At 42.1% G+C, this 24,426-nt stretch carries 21 protein-coding genes; 18 read left to right on the forward strand and 3 right to left on the reverse strand.

The features are described 5' to 3' along the window. The first annotated feature begins 1 nt into the window (after window position 1). The 4 genes from D0T20_RS00870 to D0T20_RS00885 all read left to right on the forward strand — a co-directional run bounded on the left by D0T20_RS00870 (window position 2) and on the right by D0T20_RS00885 (window position 4,993). A complete protein-coding gene (locus tag D0T20_RS00870; RefSeq protein WP_004131536.1) occupies window positions 2-1,006 on the forward strand; it encodes a F0F1 ATP synthase subunit gamma in 1,005 nt (334 codons plus the stop codon). 6 nt (window positions 1,007-1,012) lie between these two features. Next, window positions 1,013-2,500 carry a F0F1 ATP synthase subunit beta gene (gene atpD, locus D0T20_RS00875; RefSeq protein WP_004133619.1) on the forward strand — a complete coding sequence of 496 codons (1,488 nt, stop codon included), beginning with the start codon at window positions 1,013-1,015 and terminating at the stop codon, window positions 2,498-2,500. 2 nt (window positions 2,501-2,502) lie between these two features. Further along, a complete protein-coding gene (locus tag D0T20_RS00880) occupies window positions 2,503-2,817 on the forward strand; it encodes a F0F1 ATP synthase subunit epsilon (RefSeq protein ID WP_004131539.1) in 315 nt (104 codons plus the stop codon). A gap of 298 nt (window positions 2,818-3,115) precedes the next feature. Beyond that, window positions 3,116-4,993, forward strand: a complete 1,878-nt coding sequence (locus D0T20_RS00885; RefSeq protein WP_116438139.1) for a hypothetical protein — start codon at window positions 3,116-3,118, stop codon at window positions 4,991-4,993. A 128-nt stretch (window positions 4,994-5,121) separates the two neighbouring features. On the opposite strand, the gene D0T20_RS00890 is transcribed toward D0T20_RS00885, so the two are convergent. After that, a complete protein-coding gene (locus D0T20_RS00890; RefSeq protein ID WP_116438140.1) occupies window positions 5,122-6,405 on the reverse strand; it encodes an ATP-binding protein in 1,284 nt (427 codons plus the stop codon). A gap of 515 nt (window positions 6,406-6,920) precedes the next feature. On the opposite strand from D0T20_RS00890, the gene D0T20_RS00895 reads away from it, so the two are divergent. From D0T20_RS00895 to D0T20_RS00950, 11 genes are all read left to right on the forward strand, one after another. After that, on the forward strand, window positions 6,921-7,103 hold the full coding sequence (locus tag D0T20_RS00895; RefSeq protein ID WP_116438141.1) for an antitoxin VbhA family protein: 183 nt from the start codon (window positions 6,921-6,923) through the stop codon (window positions 7,101-7,103). Window positions 7,104-7,131: 28 nt separating this feature from the next. Further along, window positions 7,132-7,854 (forward strand): Fic/DOC family protein, encoded by a 723-nt coding sequence (locus D0T20_RS00900; protein WP_116438142.1) that lies wholly within the window; start codon window positions 7,132-7,134, stop codon window positions 7,852-7,854. A gap of 288 nt (window positions 7,855-8,142) precedes the next feature. Beyond that, the gene (locus tag D0T20_RS06420) at window positions 8,143-10,722 is read left to right on the forward strand and encodes a leucine-rich repeat domain-containing protein (protein ID WP_205412667.1); all 2,580 of its coding nucleotides are present in this window, start codon (window positions 8,143-8,145) and stop codon (window positions 10,720-10,722) included. Between the two features lie 518 nt (window positions 10,723-11,240). After that, window positions 11,241-12,275: an FAD:protein FMN transferase gene (locus D0T20_RS00910; protein WP_162862706.1), complete on the forward strand. Its 1,035-nt coding sequence runs from the start codon at window positions 11,241-11,243 to the stop codon at window positions 12,273-12,275. A gap of 328 nt (window positions 12,276-12,603) precedes the next feature. After that, window positions 12,604-14,370, forward strand: a complete 1,767-nt coding sequence (locus tag D0T20_RS00915) for an FTR1 family iron permease (RefSeq protein ID WP_116438144.1) — start codon at window positions 12,604-12,606, stop codon at window positions 14,368-14,370. Between the two features lie 74 nt (window positions 14,371-14,444). Next, a complete protein-coding gene (locus D0T20_RS00920) occupies window positions 14,445-15,077 on the forward strand; it encodes an iron transporter (protein WP_060785822.1) in 633 nt (210 codons plus the stop codon). Between the two features lie 131 nt (window positions 15,078-15,208). Next, on the forward strand, window positions 15,209-16,480 hold the full coding sequence (locus D0T20_RS00930; protein ID WP_116438145.1) for a DUF2318 domain-containing protein: 1,272 nt from the start codon (window positions 15,209-15,211) through the stop codon (window positions 16,478-16,480). A gap of 12 nt (window positions 16,481-16,492) precedes the next feature. After that, entirely contained in the window at window positions 16,493-17,917 is a 1,425-nt protein-coding gene (locus tag D0T20_RS00935; protein WP_116438146.1) for an ABC transporter permease, read from the forward strand. Then, window positions 17,907-19,220 carry an ABC transporter permease gene (locus D0T20_RS00940; RefSeq protein ID WP_116438147.1) on the forward strand — a complete coding sequence of 438 codons (1,314 nt, stop codon included), beginning with the start codon at window positions 17,907-17,909 and terminating at the stop codon, window positions 19,218-19,220. Before D0T20_RS00935 ends, D0T20_RS00940 begins: the two co-directional genes overlap by 11 nt. A gap of 75 nt (window positions 19,221-19,295) precedes the next feature. Then, window positions 19,296-20,141 carry an ABC transporter ATP-binding protein gene (locus D0T20_RS00945; RefSeq protein WP_198684147.1) on the forward strand — a complete coding sequence of 282 codons (846 nt, stop codon included), beginning with the start codon at window positions 19,296-19,298 and terminating at the stop codon, window positions 20,139-20,141. Between the two features lie 40 nt (window positions 20,142-20,181). Next, the gene (locus tag D0T20_RS00950) at window positions 20,182-20,805 is read left to right on the forward strand and encodes an FMN-binding protein (RefSeq protein WP_016635749.1); all 624 of its coding nucleotides are present in this window, start codon (window positions 20,182-20,184) and stop codon (window positions 20,803-20,805) included. A gap of 12 nt (window positions 20,806-20,817) precedes the next feature. Here D0T20_RS00950 and D0T20_RS00955 read toward each other — a convergent pair whose 3' ends face one another. Beyond that, complete coding sequence (locus D0T20_RS00955) at window positions 20,818-21,054, reverse strand: hypothetical protein (RefSeq protein WP_162862647.1); 237 nt, start codon at window positions 21,052-21,054, stop codon at window positions 20,818-20,820. A 259-nt stretch (window positions 21,055-21,313) separates the two neighbouring features. Between D0T20_RS00955 and D0T20_RS00960 the strand changes: the two genes are divergently transcribed. Continuing rightward, a complete protein-coding gene (locus tag D0T20_RS00960) occupies window positions 21,314-21,661 on the forward strand; it encodes a hypothetical protein (RefSeq protein WP_116438149.1) in 348 nt (115 codons plus the stop codon). A 41-nt stretch (window positions 21,662-21,702) separates the two neighbouring features. On the opposite strand, the gene D0T20_RS00965 is transcribed toward D0T20_RS00960, so the two are convergent. After that, on the reverse strand, window positions 21,703-22,206 hold the full coding sequence (locus D0T20_RS00965) for a hypothetical protein (RefSeq protein WP_116438150.1): 504 nt from the start codon (window positions 22,204-22,206) through the stop codon (window positions 21,703-21,705). A gap of 192 nt (window positions 22,207-22,398) precedes the next feature. On the opposite strand from D0T20_RS00965, the gene D0T20_RS00975 reads away from it, so the two are divergent. Both D0T20_RS00975 and D0T20_RS00980 read left to right on the forward strand, forming a co-directional pair. Further along, the gene (locus D0T20_RS00975; protein WP_116438151.1) at window positions 22,399-23,139 is read left to right on the forward strand and encodes a response regulator transcription factor; all 741 of its coding nucleotides are present in this window, start codon (window positions 22,399-22,401) and stop codon (window positions 23,137-23,139) included. Then, window positions 23,133-24,365: a sensor histidine kinase gene (locus D0T20_RS00980; protein WP_116438152.1), complete on the forward strand. Its 1,233-nt coding sequence runs from the start codon at window positions 23,133-23,135 to the stop codon at window positions 24,363-24,365. Before D0T20_RS00975 ends, D0T20_RS00980 begins: the two co-directional genes overlap by 7 nt. Window positions 24,366-24,426: the final 61 nt, after the last annotated feature.

Consider the following 24,426-nt stretch of genomic DNA (forward strand, 5'->3'; position numbering starts at 1 on the left):
TATGTCTTCCCAACTTGCATTGAAATCGAGAATTATTTCCACACAGTCTTTGGGTAAAATCTTTAAGGCTCAGGAAATGATTGCGTCTTCGCATATTGCAAAAGCGCGAGATATTGCGCTTAACGCTAAGCCATACAGCGACGCAATTTTCGATGCCGTGCAGGCGTTGGTAGCTCATCACGAAGCAAACATTAAGCATCCAATCTTTGGAAAAGAGCGTGCGGGTAATCGCGTAGCCGTTCTGGCGTTGACTTCCGACCGCGGAATGGCGGGCGCGTTTACGTCTTCGATTATTCGAGAAACCGAGGCGCTGCTTACAAAGCTAGACGCCGAAGGAAAGCACGCAGAGTTGTATGTGTATGGTCGCCGAGGTGCAACCTATTACAAGTATCGTAATCGCGACGTTGCAGGCACTTGGGAAGGGTCTACGGATCATCCTGATGTAACAATCGCAGAGCGAATCTCCGATACTTTAATGGACGCCTACATGACTCCCGAAGAAGATGGCGGTGTTAGCGAGCTTTACATTGTGTTCACTGAGTTTATAAACATGGTGAGGCAAAAGGTTCGTACGCTACGCATGCTTCCAGTTGAGCTGGTTCCGTTAAAAGACGGCGAAGAGTTTGCTATGCATAGGCCTGACTACGAGGCGGCTTCTGGCCCTTCTGCTTCGCTTTCGTCTACGGGTGCGGTTTCGGCGCGTGAAGAAGCTGTTAGTCGCAGCAATCCAGATGCTGTGGAATATTGCTTTGAGCCTAGCCCAGACGAAGTTTTGGATGCAGTTTTGCCAAAGTATATTCAGTCGCGTATTCACGAATGCTTGCTTACATCTGCAGCTTCCGAAACAGCTAGTAGGCAAAATGCTATGCACACGGCTACAGACAACGCCCGCAATTTGGTGGATGATTTAACGAGAAAGCTTAATGCTTCTCGCCAGGCTTCCATTACACAAGAACTTACCGAGATTATCGGCAGCGCTGATGCGCTGAATAATGAGGAGGAATAGGAGCATATGGCTGAAAATCAGACCACAGCACCTCCAGAAGATGCAAAGGAAAGCGACCCAACGGCTGGCCGCGTAACCCGTGTTCAGGGTTCCGTGATTGACGTTGAGTTCCCAGTTGGCTATCTTCCAGATATTTACAATGCTCTCAAGGTTGATATCAACACCGTTGGAAACACGGAAGGAGATACCGTCCACGAGATTACATTGGAAGTTGAGCAGCACCTTGGTGATTCAACTGTGCGAGCAGTGGCGCTTAAGCCTACGGACGGTTTGGTTCGTGGTGCTTTAGTGCGAGATACTGGTGGCCCAATTTCTGTGCCTGTTGGAGATGTTACAAAAGGTCACGTTTTTGACGTTACTGGCAATATCTTAAACGCTAAGCCAGGCGAGAACATTGAGGTGACTGAGCGCTGGCCAATCCATCGCAACCCACCTGCTTTCGATCAGCTTGAGTCTAAGACTCAAATGTTTGAAACGGGCATTAAGGTTATAGATTTGCTTACGCCTTACGTTCAGGGTGGAAAGATTGGTCTGTTCGGCGGTGCAGGCGTTGGTAAAACCGTGTTGATTCAGGAGATGATTCAGCGCGTTGCCCAGAATCACGGCGGTGTGTCTGTGTTTGCTGGCGTTGGCGAACGTACTCGTGAGGGTAACGATTTGATTGGCGAAATGGCAGAGGCTGGCGTTTTGGAGAAAACGGCGCTTGTCTTTGGTCAGATGGATGAGCCTCCTGGGACTCGTCTTCGCGTGCCTCTTACCGCTTTGACTATGGCTGAGTACTTCCGCGATGTGCAGAATCAGGATGTGTTGCTGTTTATCGACAACATCTTCCGCTTCACTCAGGCAGGTTCCGAGGTTTCTACGTTGCTTGGTCGTATGCCTTCTGCAGTTGGTTATCAGCCAAACTTGGCAGACGAGATGGGTGCGTTGCAGGAGCGTATTACTTCTACGCGCGGCCATTCTATTACGTCGCTTCAGGCTATTTACGTGCCTGCAGATGATTACACCGATCCTGCACCTGCAACAACGTTTACGCACTTGGATGCAACTACCGAGCTTTCGCGAGACATTGCAGCTAAGGGTATTTACCCAGCTGTGGATCCTTTGGCTTCTACTTCTAGAATTTTGGATCCTCGTTATGTTGGCCAGGCTCACTACGATTGCGCTAACCGCGTAAAGGCCATTTTGCAGCGTAATAAGGAGCTTCAAGACATCATCGCTTTGATTGGTATTGATGAGCTTGGTGAGGAAGATAAGACCACTGTGAGCCGCGCTCGTAAGATTGAGCAGTTCCTTGGTCAGAACTTCTACGTGGCCGAAAAGTTTACTGGCCGCCCAGGTTCTTATGTTCCAGCAGACGAGACGATTGAGGCGTTTACGCGCATTTGCGATGGCGTTTACGACGAGATTCCTGAGCAGGCGTTCTCTGGCATTGGTGGCATTGACGATCTTGAGCGTCGTTGGCACGATATGCAGCAAGAGTTTGGTGCGTGATTATGGCAGAAAAGCAAGTGAAAACGCTGCACGTTAGTGTGGTTGCAGCCAGGCATCCTGTTTGGGAAGGCGATGCTAAGTTTGTTGTTATTCCTTCTGTGAATGGCACAATGGGTGTTCTTCCTGGGCATGAGGCTGTGCTTGCGTTGATTGATCACGGATTTGTAAAGGTTGACGATTTGCAAGGCGTTCGTCACGTTTTTAAGGTGACTGACGGCTTTTATTCCGTTGACAACGATCACATTACGATTGCTGTTGAGCATAGTTGCAATGTTGATAAAGACGGCAACGTTTTGCCCAATGCAAAAGTGATTTAAGCCTAACTCTTACGGTTTTATAAGACCTAAGTTTCATATATTGCAGGAGTTTGCGATTATTTATCGCGACTCCTGCTTTTGTTTTATTTGTGTTTTATCTGTTTTAGCGTTTGATCTGTTTTATTTCTGTTTTATCCCTGTTTATCTGTTATGGAAAGGTTATAACAATACATTAGGGGGGTAGGGTATCTGTATACTTTGTAATGATTTAATTTAAGCCTAAGTTGAATCACTTATTGTGCTGTTTTAGCAAATAGGCTCTTCGCACGATGATTCGTGATGAGAGGAAAGGAAAAGTATGTTAAGTAAAAAAGCGATTGCCGCATTTGCAGCGGTAGCGACTTTTGTTTCGGGAATTGCGTTTGCAATGCCAGCGTTGGCTAGTAATGCGACTCCAGTTCAAACGAATAGCACTGGAGAATCTGCTGAACTCTCTCCTCTAGAGACACTTAAAAAACGCGTTAACGGTTCTCGTCTTCTAAAAAGTGAAATTGATGAGATTTTAGATTATGTAAACAAAAACAAGTCGAAGGTTACCGGTCGTAATAACGATAGTGAGAATGCTGCTGTTCTTAAATACGTAAACGACAAGATTGTTAAATATCGTGCTATGCATCTTGACGTTATTGGTTTGCATGATCTTGCTAATAAGATGCGTGAAGCTACTACTTTCCAGTCGGCTAGTCAAATTTTCTACGGTAGTAAAGATGAGCGTAATAAGGCTCAAAGCGCATACGTTAATGGCAAAGCTGCTTTAGTTAAAAAAGCTAAAGATGAGGGTCTTACTTTAGTTGCTAACAAAATTAAAGAGTCTAATTACAGTTCTTTAGATTCTTTGGAAAATTTGCTTAATGAATCAGAGAAGTATGCAAAGGAAGATTTAATTAAGCAGGCAAATGCTAAAGGTTTCCACTTTACTGCTACGCTGATTAGCAAATCTGCGACTTTTAGTGGCGCTCGTGCTTTGTTTAATGAAGCTCAAAAAACAATTAGAGATACTCTGGTTAAAAGTATGGCAGATCTTGGCATATCAGAGGAAGATTTTCTGAAGGCATTAAAGGAAAACGGCAAAAGTGCAACTCCTTCTCAGCTTGAATTATTTAGAAAAGAAGCGCAGGAACATCGCAATGTTCAAGAAAAGCCTTATGCTAACGCTGTTGAATCAGCGCAGCTAGCTAACACAGGAATGTTTACTGTTACTGAAGAAGAGAAAGCTGCTATTGCAAAGTTCCTTGGAGTTGTAGAGAGTTTTGACAATAAGCCTTTTAGTGAATTGACTACTGCTGAAGCAAATAAAGCAGGCGCTGCCGCCGTGGAATTTAATAATAAGATTTCTGCAAATCTTAAGAAAGCTATTAAAAACTACAAGGACGAAAAGGAAGATCTAGCTAAGCAAGCAGAGAACCAAGGCTTCCGCTTTATTGCTAATTTGATTCGCAACTCTAAGAAGTCTAGATTGGTTTCTTTAGAGAATCTTCTTGCAGAAGCTAAGAAGAGCAAGAATAGTGAGCGTGAAAAGAATCCAGGAGCTTCTGGTGATGTTCTCCCAGATAAGTCTGGTGATAAGCCTGCAGATAACCCTGCAGAAAAAGCCCCATCTGCTCCTTCTGCTTCCGATTCTAATGCTGCTCAAGATTCTTCTGCTGAGACTGATTCTTCTGCAAAGCCAGATCAAACTAAAGCTGTAGTTCCTTCTGCTCCTAAGAGCGTTAATGATCTTAAGCCAGAGGTTAAGGGCAAGATTACTGTTGGCAATAATAATGTTGCTAAGGCTGGTGCATCTAACAGGGTTACTGTTCATGTTGATAACGCTAAGTTTAATGAGGAGTTAAAAAATAAGGGTTCTGTGCGTGCTTACGCGTTCATTTATTCTACTCCTAAGCTTTTGCGTGGCGTGGATGGTAGTGATTTTGTGACTGTTAAGCTTGGTGCTGATGGTGTTCCTTATTTTGATGCTCAGTTCCCTGCTGGTTATTCTGGTAAGCATACTGTTGTTCTTGTGGATGAGCAGGGCAATCAGCTTGCTTGGACGGATATTACTGTTGCGAATAGTACGTCTGGCCAGGGTGATGGTAAGGGTGTTTTGCCTGTTACTGGTGTTGCTGGCGTTTTAGTGGCGTTTGCTGCTTTAATGTTTGCGGCTTCTGGTGCAGTGTTGCGTAAGGTGCGTAGCTAATTAATATTACTGCTGCGTGTTAGCGCTAGTGTTTTAGGGCTTTCGCGTGTGTTCGCTTGCTTGTTTTCTTTCTTGCTTGCTTGCGTTCACACTCGAAGGCCCTTTTATATTGCATGCTGTTGTTTTGCTTAGTTTGCGTTAAGTAGCCACTGTGCTATGTCTATTACGCGTATTCCTTCAATGTCGTAAGAATCATGGCGAGTGTTTGCAAGCAGGATTTTAGTGTAAGAGTCTTTTATTGCTTTTAGCGGCGAAAGTTCGCGCTCCAACGTTGCATTGTCACTAATGTTGTCTGAAACTTGAATATAAAACTTTTCGCTCGCTTTTATTGCCACAAAATCTACTTCTTTTTGGTAAAGTTTACCAACATAAATCGCGTATCCTCTTCGCATAAGCTCAAGTGCCACAATATTCTCGTACGCTCTACCGTAATCCATGTTGCGTGTTCCTAGAATTGCGTAGCGTAGCGCGGTGTCTGCTAAATAGTATTTTTCGTTTGTTTCTAAATATTTTTTACCACGAATATCGTAACGTTTTACTTTATAAAACATGAATGCATTGCATAAATATTTTAGATAATTGCCAACTGTTATGTGCGTTGTTTCAATATGATTCTTCTTAAGTATTGAGCTTACATTATTTGCGGTTGTAAGATTTGCAATATTATCCATTAAAAATTCGCATATTGAGTCAAGAAGTGACACTTCCGATATTGCGTATTTGTCTACTAAATCGCGTTTAACAAGAGTTGTATACACGTTTTTTATGTACGCTTGCGCATCGTCTTGGTTAGCGTAAACGTATGATCCTGCAAGTCCGCCGTGTTGTAAATACTTTTGCAATGCATTGTTAAAGTTGTTTTTTACTTCAAAGTATTCGCAATATTCTGCAAAACTAAACGGGAATACTGGTATTTCAATGAATCTTCCACTAAACAGTGTTGCAAGGTCCGAGCTAAGTAAGAATGCGTTAGATCCCGTTAAATAAATATCGTATTTATTACTATTGTGAAGGCTGTTAATCGCAAGCTCAAATTTTGGGCATAATTGCACTTCGTCAATCATAAGAACGTTGTACGCTTCGGGTATGTAACGGCTTTCAACGTATGCAAAAAGGCTTTTGTAATTTTTCAAATTTTCATAATTTAGGTTATTGAAGTCAATGCTGATTATGTTAAGTTCTTGATTGTTTGAGTTGTTTTGCTGTTGTAGCTTGTTTGGCTGCTGTGCGTGTTTGGCTGATGCGTAAAGTTTGCTATTTTGATTGCTATAAGTGTTTTCTAAATATTTGCTATAAGCTCGCAACAACTCCGATTTTCCACTGCGTCGAATACCAGTAATGATTTTTATATCTGGAGTGCCTTTAAGTCGCTTTAGGCGATTTAAGTAATCTGTTCTCTCAATGAGTTTCATTGCAATCACCTTTTGTATTCAAAATCGTAGTATTTTTCACTTTTGAAAGCAAACATGTATTTCTACTTTCAAAACTTTAATTTTATTTTACTTTTGAAAGTATTATATCATTTTCACTTTCAAAACTGTAATATTTTTTAAGTTTTGAAAGTGGTGTTTGTTATAGCGCACAACTTAAACTTACGAAAAATAAAAGTTTAGGTTATTGATGACTTAAACTTGTAAAAAGTGGATTTTGCGGCTTATGGTGCAGTGTTGCGTAAGGTGCGTAGCTAAGTTTTGCGGAGGTGCATTTATGCGTCGCCTGATTTTTTGCTTATCATAAGTTACGCCGAAACGAGTGGTGTTATGTTGCCGATGCTGGATTCGTCAAATCGAAAAATGTGCCGTAAGTAAAATGTGCCGTAACTAAAGTGTGCCGTAACAAAAATATGCGGTAATTAAAATGCATTGCGAATAGTAAAATAGTGCGTAGTTGTTTTTGATTTTAGCGCGGGTGCTGGCAGGGAGTAGAAATGATTGATAAAGAAACGCAAAAGTTACGACTAGAAAATGTTGCAATAGCATTATCTTCGGCAAAATTAGAAGGTGGTACTGTCTCTTCTGCATGCTTGGCTGATACAAGAAAATATATTAGAGGTTCTATAAGTGCGGATGAGCTTATATCTCTAACTCGTAAGCGTTATGGTCTGGAATAATTAATCTTAACTTGTTTAAGGATTAATGATGGTTGATGAAGTTTTTGACCCATATCTTATTCCTCATACGCGAGTGCTGAAGAACAAACTTAATGTACAAACTCAGGAAGATCTTGATTTCTTTGAAAACGATTTAGTTTCAGTTCGCAGCTATAAGTTGTACGAAAACTTGCCGCATGCTGAAGGAACTGTTAAGCAATTGCAGTGGATCCATCATTATCTTTTTCAAGATGTTTACGATTGGGCTGGTCAGATTCGCACTATAGACATGACTAAAGGTGGTGGCGAGCCGTTTCATCCGCTTGAATACATGGGCGTTGGGATTCGTTACTGTGAGCAAACGCTTAAAAATGATAATTTATTGCAAGGTTTATCTATTGATGATTTTATTAGCAAGCTAAGCGTAAATTACAATAATTTTAATGTTTTGCACCCATTTCGTGAGGGCAATGGTAGAACGCAGCGCGTTTTTTGGGATATTGTTGCGCGAGATGCTGGGTATCATTTTGATTGGGGATTAATAACTCAGCGCGTTAACGACAAGGCTTCAATCCAGGCTAAAGATGCTAACGATACGAAGCTTCTTGAAGACATGTTCCACATTATTACAAAGCCTCTGCAGGTTGATCTTTTAGCTCAGCAGCAGTTTACGCATCTTGTTGAAGAAGAATACGAATATGCGCCGAATGTTGCTAGTGTTTTGCAAGATAAGGATTACGCTGCATATAAAACGCGTTACGGCATAGTTTGAATTTAGCGCTTGCATATTTCTAACGCTGGTGTCTTGGTTATTTCTTTTTGATGCATATTTTCTTTTGCGCAAAATCACAAATCTTTACTTTTGCGTGTACTCGAAACGTTGTGGTTTTGATGGATTTTTGCAAGGTTTTTGCAAGGTTTTTGTTGATTTTTGCCGTGGGGGGGGGGGTAGATTTGTTTGTAAATGCTTTGTATAGCTGCGCTTTTGTTTAAGTTGCAGCTGTTTTACAATTTGTTGTTTCACGCGCAGATGCGTGTGAGAGAAGAAGAAAGGATAAGCATGCTAAACAAAAAGACTATAGGTGCTTTTGTAGCTGCTGCCACTTTGCTTAGTGGCTTTGCTTTTGCGTCGCTTCCACCAGTTGCGCTCGCAAGTACTGGTGGTAATACGTCTGGTCAAACTGGGCATAATGATAATGATGCTATTCAGTTTGCTGATAAAGAGTTTGGACTTTGGGCTATACATTCGTCGCAAGAAGCGCATGTTATTGGGCCAGACGATACAAAAATTACTTATGGTCAGGCTAAAAGCTTTACTGGTAAGTTAGAGTTTTTCTATCATAGACTTGGATATACTGACGTTTCAAAATCTGTGTCTAATATTTCTGATCTTCAGTACTTCCCAAATGCGACTGGTGTAGAACTTGGCGAATTTAATAATGTTTCTGATTTTTCACCATTAAGTCATTTAACAAAATTGACTATCTTGAAAATTTCTTTATATAACGGAAAGAAAGACTTATCCAGCCTTCCGCAAATGGATTCAGTTAAGAACTTTACTCTTAATGCGTCTACATACTTCCCAAGAGTAAGTAATAGGATTAGTGATTTGAGTTTTATATCAAAAATGCCTAATCTGGAGACCTTGGAATTAGAAGGTGACATTGCAGTAAAAGATTTTAATTTTCTTTCCAGTCTTACAAAACTCAAAAAAATAATAGTGAAGAATGTCTCTCCTGAACTTTCTGATTTAACTCCTCTTAAAAATATGAGAGATCTTGAAGAGTTAAGTATTGAAAGTACTAGTAAGATTTCCGATCTTTCCCCTTTGAGTGAACTAACTGGTTTGAAAAAATTAAATCTGTATAATGCTAATATTTCCAACATTTCGGCATTGAAGAATCTTACTAATTTAACAAAGTTAGAACTTGATGGTAATAATATCAATAATATCAGTGATATTGATGCTATTAAAAATTTTGTGAATTTACAAGAATTATCTTTGGTAAATAATAGGGTTATGGTTCCTGACCTTTCGATTTTTAGTAAGCTTACTAAGCTTACTGATTTGAGTATTCGTGCTACGGATAAGGTTACGAGTCTTGATGCTATTAGTAATCTTACGAGTCTAAAATATCTGACAATGTATGGTTCTAAGATTTCTGATCTTTCTGGTTTACGTAAGCTTACTAATCTTATTTCGTTGAATATTACTGCTATGGATAAGGTTACGAGTCTTGATGCTATCAAAGGTCTTAGTGGTTTAAAAATTTTGAAAATAGGTGGTTCTAGGATTTCTGATTTTTCGCCTTTGAGCGGACTTTCTAAACTCGGTGATTTAGATATTGGTGTTGCTGATGGTGTAGATGTTAGTAAACTTACAACAATGTCAGGCCTAGGAAGCGTATCTTTAGAAGGTGGCAAGATTTCCGATCTTTCCCCTCTAAATAGTATTAGTAGACTTCAACGCTTGTATGTTAAAGCTGCTGATAATGTGACTGATCTTAGTTCTATTAGTAACTTGACGCATTTAATGGAATTGCATATCTCTGGTAGTAACATTTACGATATCTCTGCTTTAAAAAACTTTACATCTCTTTATGATCTTAAGTTGGCTTCGCCTAAGTTGACGGATATAACTCCACTAAGAAGGGGAAGTGACCAATCATCAATTCGTTATATAGATCTTCAATGTTGTGAGAATATTAGTGACTATACTCCGCTGGAAAGTCAGTATGTTGACTCTCTGTGGGTTAATAAAAAAGCAGAAAATAATGAATCGATAAAAAAGATAAAGCAACATCCTAATCATCCAGATGTTCAAGCTTATAAATGTTATGAATTCTGCAATCCAGGTGAAAGGCCAACGCCTCCAGCACCTGCACCAGGTGGTAATCAGAATCCTGATTCAGGTAATAAGCCTGATAATGACCAGAAGTCTGGCCAGACTCCTGAGGGTAATAAGAATCCTGATGGTAATAAGAATCCTGAGGGTGATAAGAATCCTGATGGTAATAAGAATCCTGATGGTAACAAGAAGCCTGAGGATAACGAGAAGCCAACTTCAATGCCTGCTGATAACAAGGGGGCGGGTCAGAAGCCTGCTCCTGCTGTAAAGCATGGTGATGATTCTAAGAAAGATTCGCCTAAGGTTCCTGCGGCTCCTAAGACTGTTAATGATCTTAATCCAGAGGTTAAGGGCGGGATTACTGTTGGTAATAATAATGTTGCTAAGGCTGGTGCGTCTAATAAGGTTACTGTTCATTCTGATAACGCTAAGTTTAATAAGGAGTTGAAGGAAAAGGGTTCTGCAAAGGCTTATGCGTTCATGTATTCTACTCCTAAGCTTTTGCGTGGCGTGGATGGTAGTGATTACGTGACTGTTAAGCTTGGCGCTGATGGTGTTCCTTATTTTGATGCGCAATTCCCTGCTGGCTATTCTGGTAAGCATACGGTTGTGCTCGTGGATGAGCAGGGCAATCAGCTTGCTTGGACGGATATTACTGTTGCGAATAGTACGTCTGGCCAGGGTGATGGTAAGGGTGTTTTGCCTGTTACTGGTGTTGCTGGCGTTTTAGTGGCTTTTGCTGCTTTGATGTTTGCGGCTTCTGGTGCAGTGTTGCGTAAGGTGCGTAGCTAAGTTTTGTTTGCTACGTGTTAGCGCTAGTGTTTTAGGGCTTTCGCGTGTGTTCGCTTGCTTGTTTTCTTGCTTGCTTGCGTTCACACTCGAAGGCCCTTTTTGTATTCTGCTTATTGTGTTCTGTTTATTATGTTTTGCGGCTTATGTGAATATTGTTTCACTTCGCAAAATTAAAAAATTGTCAAATTTGCGAAGTGAGGTTTGGCTGGTTTTGCGAAGTGAGGTTTGCTTGGCATTAAAGCGCGTAAATCATGCTACGCCGAAACGAGTGGCGTTATGTTGATGTTGTCGATGCTACCTATGTTTCTATAGTGCGTTTTTGCGAAAATGTCGGTATAGACGAATGTTTTTTACTCGCTATGCCTTCATTTTGGCAAAATGTAGGTATAGAATGCGACTTTTTGTAAACTATGACGACATTTTGCTATTTTGTGGCTTTTGGGGGATATTGTTGTGGTTTTTGATGATTGATAGAGTGTTTGATATTGGGAGTGAGGCAAGCGATGTTTAGGAACGTTGTGGCGATTGAGCGTGCGCTTGGAACGGGGATTATTATCTCTAGCAGCGTGCCGATTTCGCAGCGCGTGCAGAAGCGGATTCGCGCTTTTGTTGAAGAGTATGAGCAGACTCTTTCGCGCTTTCGTGAAGATTCGCTAGTTTCGCGTATGGCTCGTGCGGAGCATGGCGGTGAGTTTGAGTTTCCAGCATGGGCTGGGCCACTTTTTGCACTTTATGGCGAGTTTTACGCTGCTGCTCGCGGAGCTTTCGACGCGTGCATCGGCGCGGATCTGCTTGCGCTTGGCTACAACAATTCTGTGCAGTTCGTTCCAGAGTCGGCAGCTAGCGCGAGTTCTAATATAGGCAGTTGGGCTAATTATCGTCGAGCTCTTCCAGTTACGTGGTCGGATATTTCGCAAGATAGCGGCAGTGCAACGCTTCGCACAAATCAGCCAGTGCAGCTTGATTTTGGTGCAGCTGGAAAGGGATATTTTGTAGATCTTGTAACACAGATTATTAAAGAGGAGCTTGGTGGCGAGATGCCTTCGAATAGTGATTCGCCTGCCGATTTTGATTTTTTGGTAAACGCTGGCGGAGATATGCGCGCTTGTTTTAGCGAAGAGAATGATCAAATAAAAGTTGCTCTGGAAAATCCGTTTGACACAACTCAAGCAGTTGGAGTTGCATCAATCGCAAGCGGAGCGTTGTGTGCGTCGTCTAGCGCAAGAAGGCGTTGGAAAGTAAAAGAAGCAAGTTACTTAGGCAAAGATGCAAGTGGCTTTGAGTCTAATTTAATTGCGACTCACTTGATTAATGCGCTTGATGGCATTCCTGCTTGCGATTTGTGCGCAAGCTGGGCGTATGTGCCTAGCAAAACTTGCGATTTTCCAACAGCTTATGCCGATGCGCTCGCAACTGCGTTGTTTGTATCGCAAGAAAGCGATTTGCAAAAAATCGTGCAAACTACTGGCGCTGAGTTTGCTGTAATGCTGCCTAATAAAACGCTTAGCAAAACGCGTGCATTCCCAGCGCACTTTTTTGCTGAATCAATTTAAAAAGATTGATAATTATCGTTATCAATATCATTTTTGTAATATTTGCGAGTTTTTTGCTCTGAACTATATCAATCTACTTGATATATCGATATTATGTTGATGGGGTTACTTGCGAGGCGACTTCAAATATAACAAAACGGAACAAGTTCTAGCAAAACAGAACAACCGCGTAGAAATCGCCAAAAAATTTGAACGATTAAAACTGAAGACTAAAACTGAAGCTAAAACTTAAAGATAAAAGCTCCAGCAAAACTAAAAAATAGAACGAAAATAAAAGAAGTTGGGTGCGCTCGATGGGGATTAGAGCCAAAGGAGATATGGAGACATTATGCACGCGTGTGCAAAAGCGCGCCAAAAAGCACGGCAAGTGTATGCATTTTTACTTGCTATATGCGTTTTTGTAAGTTGCGCAATAGGGTTTGCTGGAATTGCTGGGTTTGCTGGAATTGCTGGGTTTGCTGGACTAATCGCAGCTCCAACGCCTGCTTATGCTACGGATGCCAATAAAACATACAACACTTGGTCGGAAGTTTCTTTAGCTATTAAAAGTCAGCTAGAACAAGGCAAAAGCGAGTATGCAAACGCAAATATGGCAGGAGCGGCAACCAGGTTTCAAGCTGCATACAACTCTGTTTATGTAGCTTCAAACATGATTACAGTTGTGCGAGATACGATTAGTCAGAATAAAGTTCAATCGCAAAGTGATCAATTCCAACAGTTACAAACGTTGGTGTATCAACAAAATCAGTCCGCGCAAATTAGTGAAGTCGTATCTGCTCTAGAAGCAGACGTTGCGCAAACAGCATCTCAATTAGACTCAAACACAAATCTAGATAAGCCGAATGTTTATGCATCCAAATTGCGCGCGCAGATCGCAAAAGAACGCAAAAAGCTCGATGCTGCAAAAAAGAAGAATCTTGGACGAAACGGCAGAACTTGGAGTCAAGTAGCGCAAGAAATGAACGTTATACTCGACAAATCTGCATCAACGTATAAAGCAGCAAAAGCAAATAAGCAAGAAGTTGCCAAAGCTGTTGATTTAGTGAACGAAGCCTATTACCAATATTATGAAAAGCTCGGTTTCGAGAAGAATGTTATGAACGCAATAAGCGGAAGCCGAGTAAGCACTGTTGAATATCAATTCAAAGAGTGCAGGCAGGCTATGAACAGTGGCAAATCATTTGCGCAAACAAAAAAGCTGTTTACAGATCTTAAGTCAATGCTTATTGAAGATGCATCCAAGCTAGACGGCGGAGCGGCGGCTAATGCCAATGTGTTTATGCAATTTATAACAAGCTCCTTTGGTCAGGCTTTTATAATTTTGCTTCGCGAAGGGTTGGAAGCTATGCTGGTTGTGGCTGCAATAATCGCGTATCTTATTAAATCTGGGCACAAGCACATGGTTAAGTACATTTACATGGGTCTTGTTGCTGGAATTGCGGCGTCGCTTGTTGTTGCTGCGCTATTTGGATTGTTGTTCAATGGCTCTGGACCGCAGCAAGAGATTACGGAAGGCGTTGTGGCGCTGTTTGCAATGCTTATGCTGCTGTACACAAGCAATTGGATGATTTCAAGATCTTCTGTGCAAGCTTGGAACGAGTATATTCGCAACCAAACAACGGCAGCTGTTTCTAAAGGCAGCTTGATTTCTCTAGCGTTGCTAAGCTTCCTAGCAGTGTTTCGCGAAGGCGCAGAAACTGTGATTTTCTACCAAGCGATTTTTGCTGTATCAAGCGGAGCTGACTCCATGATTTGGGGCGGATTCGTGGCTGCAGCTGCTGTTCTAGTTGTAATTTTCTTACTGATTCGCTTTGCGTCTGTGCGCATACCGATTCGCCCGTTCTTTGCAGGAACAAGCGCGCTTATGTGCATTTTAGTGGTGATTTTTGCTGGCGGAGGTGTGCATGCGCTTATAGAGGGCGATGCGCTCGCTGGCGCGTATATTCAAGGCTTGCCAACTAACGATTGGCTTGGATTCTATCCGTACGTTGAAACGATTTCGGCGCAAGTCGTAGCTGCAATCGTAGTTGTTGCGCTGTTGTGTGTGAGTTTTGTGCGCGCGCGCAAATCGCAAGCAACCGTTGGCAACAGTTAACGGATAAGTCAAAACTAAAAATCAAAACTAAAAATCAAGCAATAATAAACAATAACTAATAGAAAAGGTTAGATATGAAGAATAAAAAGATGATGGCAATTGCAGCCTTAGCGCTTGCAGGAATGCTAACACTCACTGGCTGTGGCGCAAACGGAAATGCAGCAAAGTCTGCATCAAAGCCACAATCATCTGAGCAGAAGGCCGACGACAAGGGCGGAGACAAGGGCTTTGAAGAGGTTCCAGTTGGACCTCACCAAGACCAGAACATTGGCCCGCTTACGATTGGCGCTGTGTACTTCCAGCCAGTCGACATGGTTCCAGCAGGCATGGGCTTAAAGGCAAGCGAGGCAAGCTTCCACCTTGAGGCAGATATTCACGCAAACAAGAAAGGTACACAGCTTGGCTACGGCAAGGGCGAGTTTATTCCAGATTTGACTGTGAATTATCAAATTATTGATAAGGCGAGCGGTGACGCTGTTGTAAAGGGCACGTTTATGCAAATGAACGCTTCCGACGGTCCACACTACGGCGCAAATGTTAAGCTCGATAAGGCTGGAAACTACAAGTTAGTGCTTTCTGTTGAATCGCCAGAAAAGAAGGGTTGGATGCTTCACGTAGATCCTGCTACGGGCGTGACTGGTCGATTCTGGACTGAGCCAATTACCGCTACATTCGACGATTGGAAGTACACTCCACGTCAGTGGTAGTTTTGCCAGTGGTAGTTTTGCCAGTGGTAGTTTTTAAGAATAAAAACAACAAATAAATAATGCATAATGTATAAATAATGCATAATGCATAAATAAAAAACAAAAATCATGTAAACAGCAAAGGAGGGAACATGCTCAGGATGTTCGTTACAGTACTTCCAGGGCTGCTCCCTCTTGCGCTGCTTACAATGGGATTAAGCGCAACGCTAAGTGTTGGTGAGGGACGAGATAAGCCAATCAGCTGCCGCTGGCGACTTTTTGGTTTGATTTTTGGAACAGTTGCGGCTCTTGTTTTTGCATTTTTGCGCGCAAGCGTGGTGATTAATCAGCGCAATTTTGTGAATCTTCCAGCGCTTTGCATTGCAGTTCCGCTAGATGTTGCAACAATCGCCTGTGTTGGCGCATCTGGCAAAATGGTTGCAAAATGGCGCAAAAATCCGCTGCCCTTGCACATAAGTAATGCAATTGGCGCGCTTTGCCTAGCGTTTACAGTGTTTTACGCGCTCCCAGACGTTATTTTGCAGCTTACGATTTTCGTTGACTCCAGCACGCCTCCGTTTACTTCCGATATGCTTCTTCGCGCGCTAGGATTTATTCTTGGCGCGGCTGCTGCGATTTGCATAAGTCTTATGGTGCGATCTTTGCGCACAACTGCGAGTATTGGCGCCTTTAAAATCGCAATTATTCTAAGCTTAATAATTTTGCTAATTCAGCATTTAACATCCCTGCTGCAAATTATGCAAGGAAGTATTTTGCTGTATATAGACGATTTTTCGTTTAGCATTCTTGTTTGGCTTATAAACAACGCTCCGCTTATGATTATGGCGCAAATTTGCGTGTTTTTGATTCCTGCATTTGCGTCTATTGTAATTGGTTTTAAGACGCCTGTAGATGGAGAAAATCCTGCACAAATCCGCGCAAAGCGAGCGTTTAAGCGCAAGTCTAGAAGGTCTGCGCTTGCGGCGCTAATGGCTGCAATCGTAGTAATACTTACGCTTACAGTTGGCGTGTCTATTATGAATATTAAGCCAACGCTTACGCCGCCAGAACCGTACGAGTTGCATGATGGCGTAGCAACAATCAACTTTGTTCAAATTAGCGATGGCCACTTGCATAGATTCCAATACAAAGCTAAAGATGGCACTGTTATGCGCTTTATAATCATCAAGAAAAATGGTGGAGCGTATGGAGTGGGCTTGGATGCTTGCGAAAATTGCGGAGACGCAGGCTACTACGAAAAAGACGGCAAGATAATATGCCGAAAATGCGATGTTGCAATAAATTTGGCGACTATTGGTTTTAAGGGCGGATGCAACCCGATTCCATTCCCATACAAGGCTGGTGGCGGTAAAATTACCATTCACACAGCCGATTTAGACGTGCTTAGCTCGCACTTTAAGTAGGAGTGCTTGCAAATGTTTATGATTCGAATGGTTGCGCGATCTCTTGCAAGGCAGATTAAAAAACGAGTTCTTATAGCGATTGTTGTGTGCTTGAGTGCGTGTGTAAGCGTGGCAATGCTCAGTGTTGTTTACGACGTTGGAGACAAAATTAACGCGGAACTTAGCTCTTACGGATCCAATATTATTGTTCAGCCTAAGTCGAATGCTGTTGTGAACGATTTGTATGCGTCTCGCACAAAGTCGGACTATAGTAATTCGCAAGCTTTGCAAACTTCTCAAACTTTGGCGGATGCTGAAAGTCAAGAATCTACCGCTTTTTTGAAGGAATCGGATGCTGCAAAAATCAAAATGATTTTTTGGGCGTTTAACATAACGAATTTTGCGCCAAAACTAACGATTTATGCAAATCTTAAAGCAAATCTTAAAGCAAATTCTTCTGCTGAATCTGCTAATTCTGCTAATTCTTCTTCTGCTAAATCCACTAATTCCGCTAAATCTGCTAATTCAGTAGTTCCGATTGTTGGCACGTGGTTTAATCGCAAGCTTGCGCTCGCTTCTGGAGAGACAACAGTTGTTGGAGTGCAAGGAATGCGGTCTTGGTGGAAGATGCTTGAAGGTAGATTCCCGCGCGATTTTAAGCACGAGGCCGCTGTTGGCACAAATCTTGCTAAAAGTCATAATCTAAAAGTTGGTCAGCTAATAAAACTAACTCGTTCTGGCAGGCAAATCTCACTTAAAATTGTTGGCATCTACGATTCTGGAGATAGCGACAATAACGCGATTTACGTGGATTCCAGCCAGGCGCAACGCCTTTCAAACAAGCCAAATATGGTTGAGGCGATTGAAGTTAAAGCATTGACTACGCCAGAAAACGATTTAGCGCGTAAAGCGGCGAAGAATCCAGCGGCTCTTAGCCAAGAAGAGTGGGAGACGTGGTATTGCACAGCCTACCCAAGCTCGATTACTTACCAAATTGAAGAAGTGATTCCAGGAGCTGTTGCAAAGCAAGTGCGGCAAGTTTCGGCTATGCAAGGCAGTGTGCTTAACAAGACGCGCGCTGTGATGGTGCTTATGACGGCGCTTAGCTTGGTTGCGGCGGCTGTTGCGGTTGCGAATCTTATGGCGGCTGCGATTTCGGAGCGCTCGGGGGAGCTTGCGCTGCTCAAGGCTCTGGGTGCGCGCGATGGCGCTGTTGCGCGGCTAATGCTTATGGAAACAGCGGTTATTGCGTGCTTTGGTGCGATTATTGGCATGATTGCAGGCTTTGGAGTTGCGCAAGTGATTGGATTTGGCGTGTTTGGTTCTGCGATTTCGCTTCGACCAATGGTGTTTGTGCTGGTGTTTGTGCTTCTTGCGATTACTGTTCTTGCTGCTGCTGGCTCTTCTATTCGCTCTATTTTGCATGTGCGTCCTGCGGAGGTGCTTCATGGGCGTTAAATCTGGTTCGGGTATGACTTCTAATAGCGCAATGTTTGCGACTATGCTTTTTGGCGCGGTTTTTCGCCGAAAGTCGCGTGCGCTTATGGCAGTAGTTGCCACTCTTGTTGGTGCCGCTACGCTATTTTGCTTGGCTGCAATCTGCCTTGTTGTTCCTCAACAAATGAGTGACGAAATGCGCACGTACGGAGCGAATATTATTGTGACGCCGCTTGCAGGTGAGTGGAAAAATGGCATTGATCGCGCAATGGTTTTGCACACTAACGACATGGTTCTTGCAAAAGGTGCTATGCGATCTGCTACCTACCGTTACGAAAATGTGCGCATTAATGCGGCTCCGTACGTGCTTGCTGGAGTGGATGTTTCCGCTGTTAAGTCGCTTAATAAGCATTGGAACGTGGACGGCGCTTGGCCTAGCAGTGGCAACGTTATGGTTGGGCGAGATGTTGCTTCGGCTATGGGCTTGAAGATTGGTTCGCGCATTGCAATCGCGTATCGCGCTGGCGATAATTCCTCGGATTCGCACAAGCCCGCGCAAAAGTTGGAAGGTAAGTCGCAAGGTAATCAAGAAGATAGTCAAACAGATAATCAAACAGATAATCAAACAGATAAATCTTCCTCAAAAAAGCTTGTTGAAGGCAGAGTTTCCACAGATATTATGGATACTCACGGCACAACTTTCCGCGTTTGCGGCATTTTAGATACGGGAGACGCCGAAGATTCCATGCTTTACGCAACTAACGCTGATTTGCGTGTGCTTACAGGCGTTAAGCGCGGTGCGGACGTGATTGCTTACTCGTCTTCTGCGCCGAACGTAGATGCTGTTGTGCGCAGCATTAACGATATGACTTCTATGCGTGTTCGTGCGCAACAAGTTACTAAAGTTACAGCGGCAGATACTGGCATTATTGCTATGCTTCGCAGCCTATTTTGGATTGTTTCGCTGGTTGTTCTTGCGTTGATGATGGTTGGTGTAAGCACTACGATTTCTTCGATTGTGCAACAGCGCCGAAATGAGATTGGTTTGCGCAAAGCTTTGGGTGCGAGCGCTAAGAGCATTGGTGTTGAGTTCACTGCGGAATCTGGGCTTTATGGCTTTATTGGCGGAATCGCTGGTACGGCAGTGGGGTATGGATTTGCGCGATTGCTTGCGTCAATGGTGTTTGCGCGAGATTTGAGCGTGAATTGGTGGCTGGTGGCGTTTTCTATTGTGTTTAGCGTTGCAGCGTCTTGCGTTGCTGCATTGCCGCCTGTTTTGCGCGCTTCAAAAATCGACCCTGCGATTGTGCTTCGAGAAGAATAGCTTTTATAGTGATTTTAGAATGATTTTAGAATGTTTTTAGAGTGTTTAGTTAAGGATTTTAGTTAAGGATTTGATATGGCAGAGAATGTAGAAAATAGGCAGGAAAATACAGATTCCAAGCCAGAAATGCTGTTGACTTTGGACCATGTTTCCAAGATTTACGGCTCTCTTCGCGCTGTTGACGATTTGTCGCTTACTGTGCCGCAAGGCGAGTGGCTTTCGATTGTTGGCTCGAGCGGCTCTGGCAAAACTACGCTAATGAACATTATTGGGTGCATGGACTCGCCGTCTAAAGGCTCCGTTGCTTTGCAAGGCCGAAAGCTCGAGGATTTGAACGCGGGCCAACTTGCAGACGTTCGCAAAAACGTAATCGGCCTTGTGTTTCAAAAGTTTTATCTTGTGCCACATTTAACAGCAGTTGAAAACGTGATGGTTGCGCAATATTATCATTCAGTTGTAGATGAATCGCAAGCAATGGAAGCCTTGGAACGCGTGGGATTAAAGGATCGCGCTCACCATCTGCCAAGCCAGCTTTCTGGCGGTGAGCAGCAGCGCGTGTGTGTTGCGCGTGCTCTTATTAACTGCCCGAAGTTGCTTCTTGCGGATGAGCCGACTGGTAATTTGGACGAAAAGAATGAGCATATTGTACTCGACTTGTTTAAGCAGCTTCATTCCCAGGGCACTACGATTATTGTTGTAACGCACGATTCTTTGGTAGCTCAATGCGCGGATCGTGAAATTATGCTCAACCACGGTGTGCTTGTTGGGGAGCGTTGGAATAATGAGGATGCGCGCAAAGCGTACGAGGCGATTGGTGGCAAGCCTGCGTTTACGAGTGCGCATGTTGATGAAAGCGTTGCGCAATCTTTGCAAAATCATGAGCCTACTAAGTCGCCTAAATTAGCGAATTTAGATGATTAGTTGCGTATAGTTTTAATTTAAGATTTAAAGGCGATGATTTATGATTTTAGACAATATGTTTCACAATGTTTCACGCTGCAATAATTTGCGTGATGATTTGAAGTCTAAAAAAATTGCAAAAACGGTTGCTGCGATTGCGGTTTTGGCTAGCTCAAGTGCGTTTCTTGCATCTTGCGGTGAGCCGAGCGCTGTTCCAATGAATGATGAGTTTGCAGGAAACTCTGGTCAAAGCGAAAACGATAGTGGCAATTCTTCAAAATCTTACGATTCTGGCGCTCAACAATCGCACGCTTCTGCACAAAGTGAGGATTCACAAAATCAGCAAAATCAGCAAAATTCGCCTAAAACAGACACTGGCAATTACAAAGATGGCGATTACAAAATCAAAGCTAAGTATGGGCCAGTTGCAGAAGATAGTATTGACGTGAATTTAAGCGTTGCAAATGGAAATATTAGCAGTGTGCAAATAACGTCTCATCCGTTTACGCCAATCTCCAAAAAACACATGAGCGCTTTTAGTGAGGCTATTCCAGGAAAAATCGTTGGAAAACCGTTAAAAGATTTGCATATTTCGGTTGTTGCTGGAGCAAGTTGGACTAGTGATGCCTTCAACAAAGCGCTTGACGTTGCTCGCCAAGAGGCTTCAATCGCATCCGCAAAATAATCTTGAACTACCTTAATCTTTGACTTCAAGAATAGTGCCTTCGTCGCGAATCATCGCTGCTGCCATAGCTCCAGTTGCTGCCATAAATGGAATAATCGCATTTCTGTATTCGTTCATGAACTGTATAAAATCATGATCCCAAGAAATAAGCGCAACGTACAAAATAAGGAATTCGAATGCTGTAAATATTGCCCACTTAAGAATCCAAATAAGCGTTTCTTTAATAAGTTTTATATAGTACTTGCTCATGAGTTGTTTCCCTTCCAATTTGCTGTTTTGTTCGTGAGTATTGTAGCTAATTCATGTGCATTGCTTCTCGTTCGTATGCGTTTTGCATTTCTAGTATAAATGTTGCAATCCCTCGAGCAATACGATGTACTTAGAACTCAGTACTCAAGATTGCGCGGAAAATGTTTGTAATTAGACTTAAAGCAACGCACAAATATATTGAAAATATGTGTTGCGAATATAAGTTGTGAATATGTTACAAATACAAGGAGATACAAACATGAGTAGCGCAAATATGGGTAATGTAAGCATGAGTGATTTTGGTATAAACTCTTGGCAGCCAGAAGATAACGTAAACAAAATAGGAAACGTTAGTGAAAATGGCATTAATCAAATTCAAAAGCAGGAAGATAACCTTGCGGAAAATAGTAGCGAAGAGCTTTCACAAGATGAAATTGATGAATTAGCTAAGCAATTAGAAGAATTCTTTACAAAATATATTGTGCTAGAAAATGGCTCTTTTGTTGTAAAAGAGGATGCTATTATTGCAGACGGTTATGGCGATCACATAGAATATTTTCGCAATGCTGCAAAAGGATTAAATCTTTCAATGGAAGATCAGCAATAAGCTTAAATCCTTAAAGTCTAAATCCTTAAAGTCTTAAATCTTTAAAAATCGCTTTCATCAATAGGGTGACCTTGTGGGCGCTTTATTACTCGCCACAAAATCACCAATGTTAAAACGCCATTTGCAATTCCATAGTAATAAATCCAAGGAACGTGAATAAGCCCACAAATAAAGCATGAAATAATATTTATTAAATTATTTGAGTAATTGTTGAGTATTTGCTTATTTTGTGATTCGACTTTTTTGCGCTCTCGCTCAAGAGTCATTATGTAATCTTTGTTGTTCTCTGTATTCTCAACGTCACTACTTATGCTGTTAGCGCCCGCGCCGCTAAGCTTAGATATATTATTTTCTATATACGCATTTTTTGCTTTAATAACGCTTTTGAGCAAGAAAAAATATGCACAAGAATACATTGCAACAGAAAGAAGTCCTGGAACAAGCCACAAAACGAAAAAGCCAAAACTACGCATAAAAGCAGCTGTTGAGGCAAGCGCCATCGCAGCTACTTCTGCGGAGTGCAATACTACTAGTCGTTTTGTCATATAATCCTGCTGCAATCATTATTAAAGATGAATTTCAACGCAACCAAAAGTCACATATTGTTACTTATTATAACCAAATTTGACTTACATGCATTACTTGTAATCATTTATTACTACACAATTTGCCCTACTTTGCGCGCGTTTATAAAGTAGAATATAAGAAAAGTAGCGTGTGATTGCAAGAAAGCCATTATGCCAAAAACGTATGCAATAGTAGATAACGACCCACTAGTTTTAGCGGTTATGCGAAACGTGCTCAGCAAGCTTTTGTCGAGTGAGTACGTGTGCAAATGGTGCGTAAAATCTGGAGCGCAAGCTTTGAAATACTGCCAAGTAGCAAAAACAACTCCGGATTATATTTTGATAGATATGTCAATGAAAGACATGTCTGGAGTAGAGGTAATACGTGCAATTCGTGAGCAAAACAATAATATTGTTTTAATTGGCATGACTTCGTACGATTGTAGATCCTATGCTTCTATGGTTTCGCAAGTTGGTGGGCAAGCAATGGTTGCTAAAGACAACTTCAAAGGACTAGCAGAAGCTTTGCAATATTGCGATAATCAGCACGTGTATGGCTGCCGTTGTGTTAAAGATGTTGCTTACGATTTTGCTACTCCGCAAGAATCTTTTATTAGGCTTTCTAAATCAAGGTCGCGTAGCGTTTTGCCTCCTCAAGAACTAAAAATCATGGATTTGCTCGCTAAAGGCTACACAACAAATCAGATTGCGGCTCAACTTGGTCTTATGCCAAACACTATTAACACGCATATTCATAGGATTTACAAAAAGTTGCATGTTTCTAACCGAGTGCAAGCAATATCCGCGTTTGCTGCAATGCAAAATCGTGAGCAAAATAGCAATATGCAATATTTTAATGATTCGCCGCAGAATCATCCGAATTTTTTGCAAGAAACGGATAATGCATGTTAATGAAAACATTTTCGCGCGTTATTGAGTTGGTTAAAAGCTGGAAAATTCAGCGAACTTTATTCATAATATTGGCGATTCTTGTAGTGTCAATGGATGTGCAATCTTGTAATACGGCTGGTCTGTGGCATAATCCGCAGCAATCTGTGTGCCAATACGTTTGGATGTTTGCAATATTTCTTTTGATTGCTTTTTCGCGTCAAATATCCCTCGTAACTCCGATTTTGTATTGCGTAACGCTGGCAGTACCAGGCGTAAATGCAACTTGCTTTCTTTTTTCATTGATCGCTAGTATGTTTGTTGCAGGCTTTTACGATTCGTGGAAGTATTTGCTTTGTGCGTACATAGTTTCGCTGAATATTATGTACTTTGCAAAAATGGCGTACATTCCGCTTACTTTTCCTTGTTTTATTCTTATTTCCATGATTTGCGGTTACGTTTTGCGCAAGTATTTGAACATGTTGGAAGAAAATAATCGCGCAAAAATGGATATTGTGCGCAGTGAGTTCCATTCTTATATTGCTTCTGTTGCATTGCAATTGCACGACGATGTGAACAATGAGATTACGGATATTACATTGCTTGCGACTGATGCTTTGTATGCCGAGAAAAGTGATCATACAAAAGAGTCGCTAGAGCAGATTGTTGAGCATTCTCGTAATGCGCTTTCTAAAACGCGACTTGTTATTAATCTACTTGAGCAAGCTGAGCATAAGTATGATGATTCTTTAGATTCAAATATTGCTAGTATTGCTGGCACGCAGTTTATTTATGGTTCTAATGGTAATAATTGCATGACTTTGGCTGATTTTCTATGCAATATTCGCGCACGATTGCAATCTGAGCGTAAGATTTGTGAGCAGCTTGGGTATTATGGCTCTATAACAGTAAATGATGAAAGTTCGGGGAGTGGCAATCTTGCTGTATCTGCAATAGTTGATGCCGAAAAAGCTCAATGTGCTATTCGCATGTGCAGCGAGCTGCTTACTAATATTCGCAAGCATTGCAATACTAGCGTTGATTTTTCTATGAATGTTACGGTTGATGAGCGCGAATGCAAAATAATGTGTATGAATTCGATTTCGACGTTGAATAAGTTTGGCGAAAGACTTGTTTTTGGCAAAGGGCTACTATTCCACAAAAAATCTGTGGAACGTTTAGGTGGATCTTTAAGCGCGCAAAAAGATGACGACACTTGGCTGGTCAATGTTGTTATTCCGCTAAACTAGCATCACTCAAATCATGCGTTATCGTGGCAAAAATCGCAAAATTAGCAAAAACTGCCACGAT

It is taken from the genome of Gardnerella piotii (assembly GCF_003397585.1).
Classification (GTDB): Bacteria; Actinomycetota; Actinomycetes; order Actinomycetales; family Bifidobacteriaceae; genus Bifidobacterium; species Bifidobacterium piotii.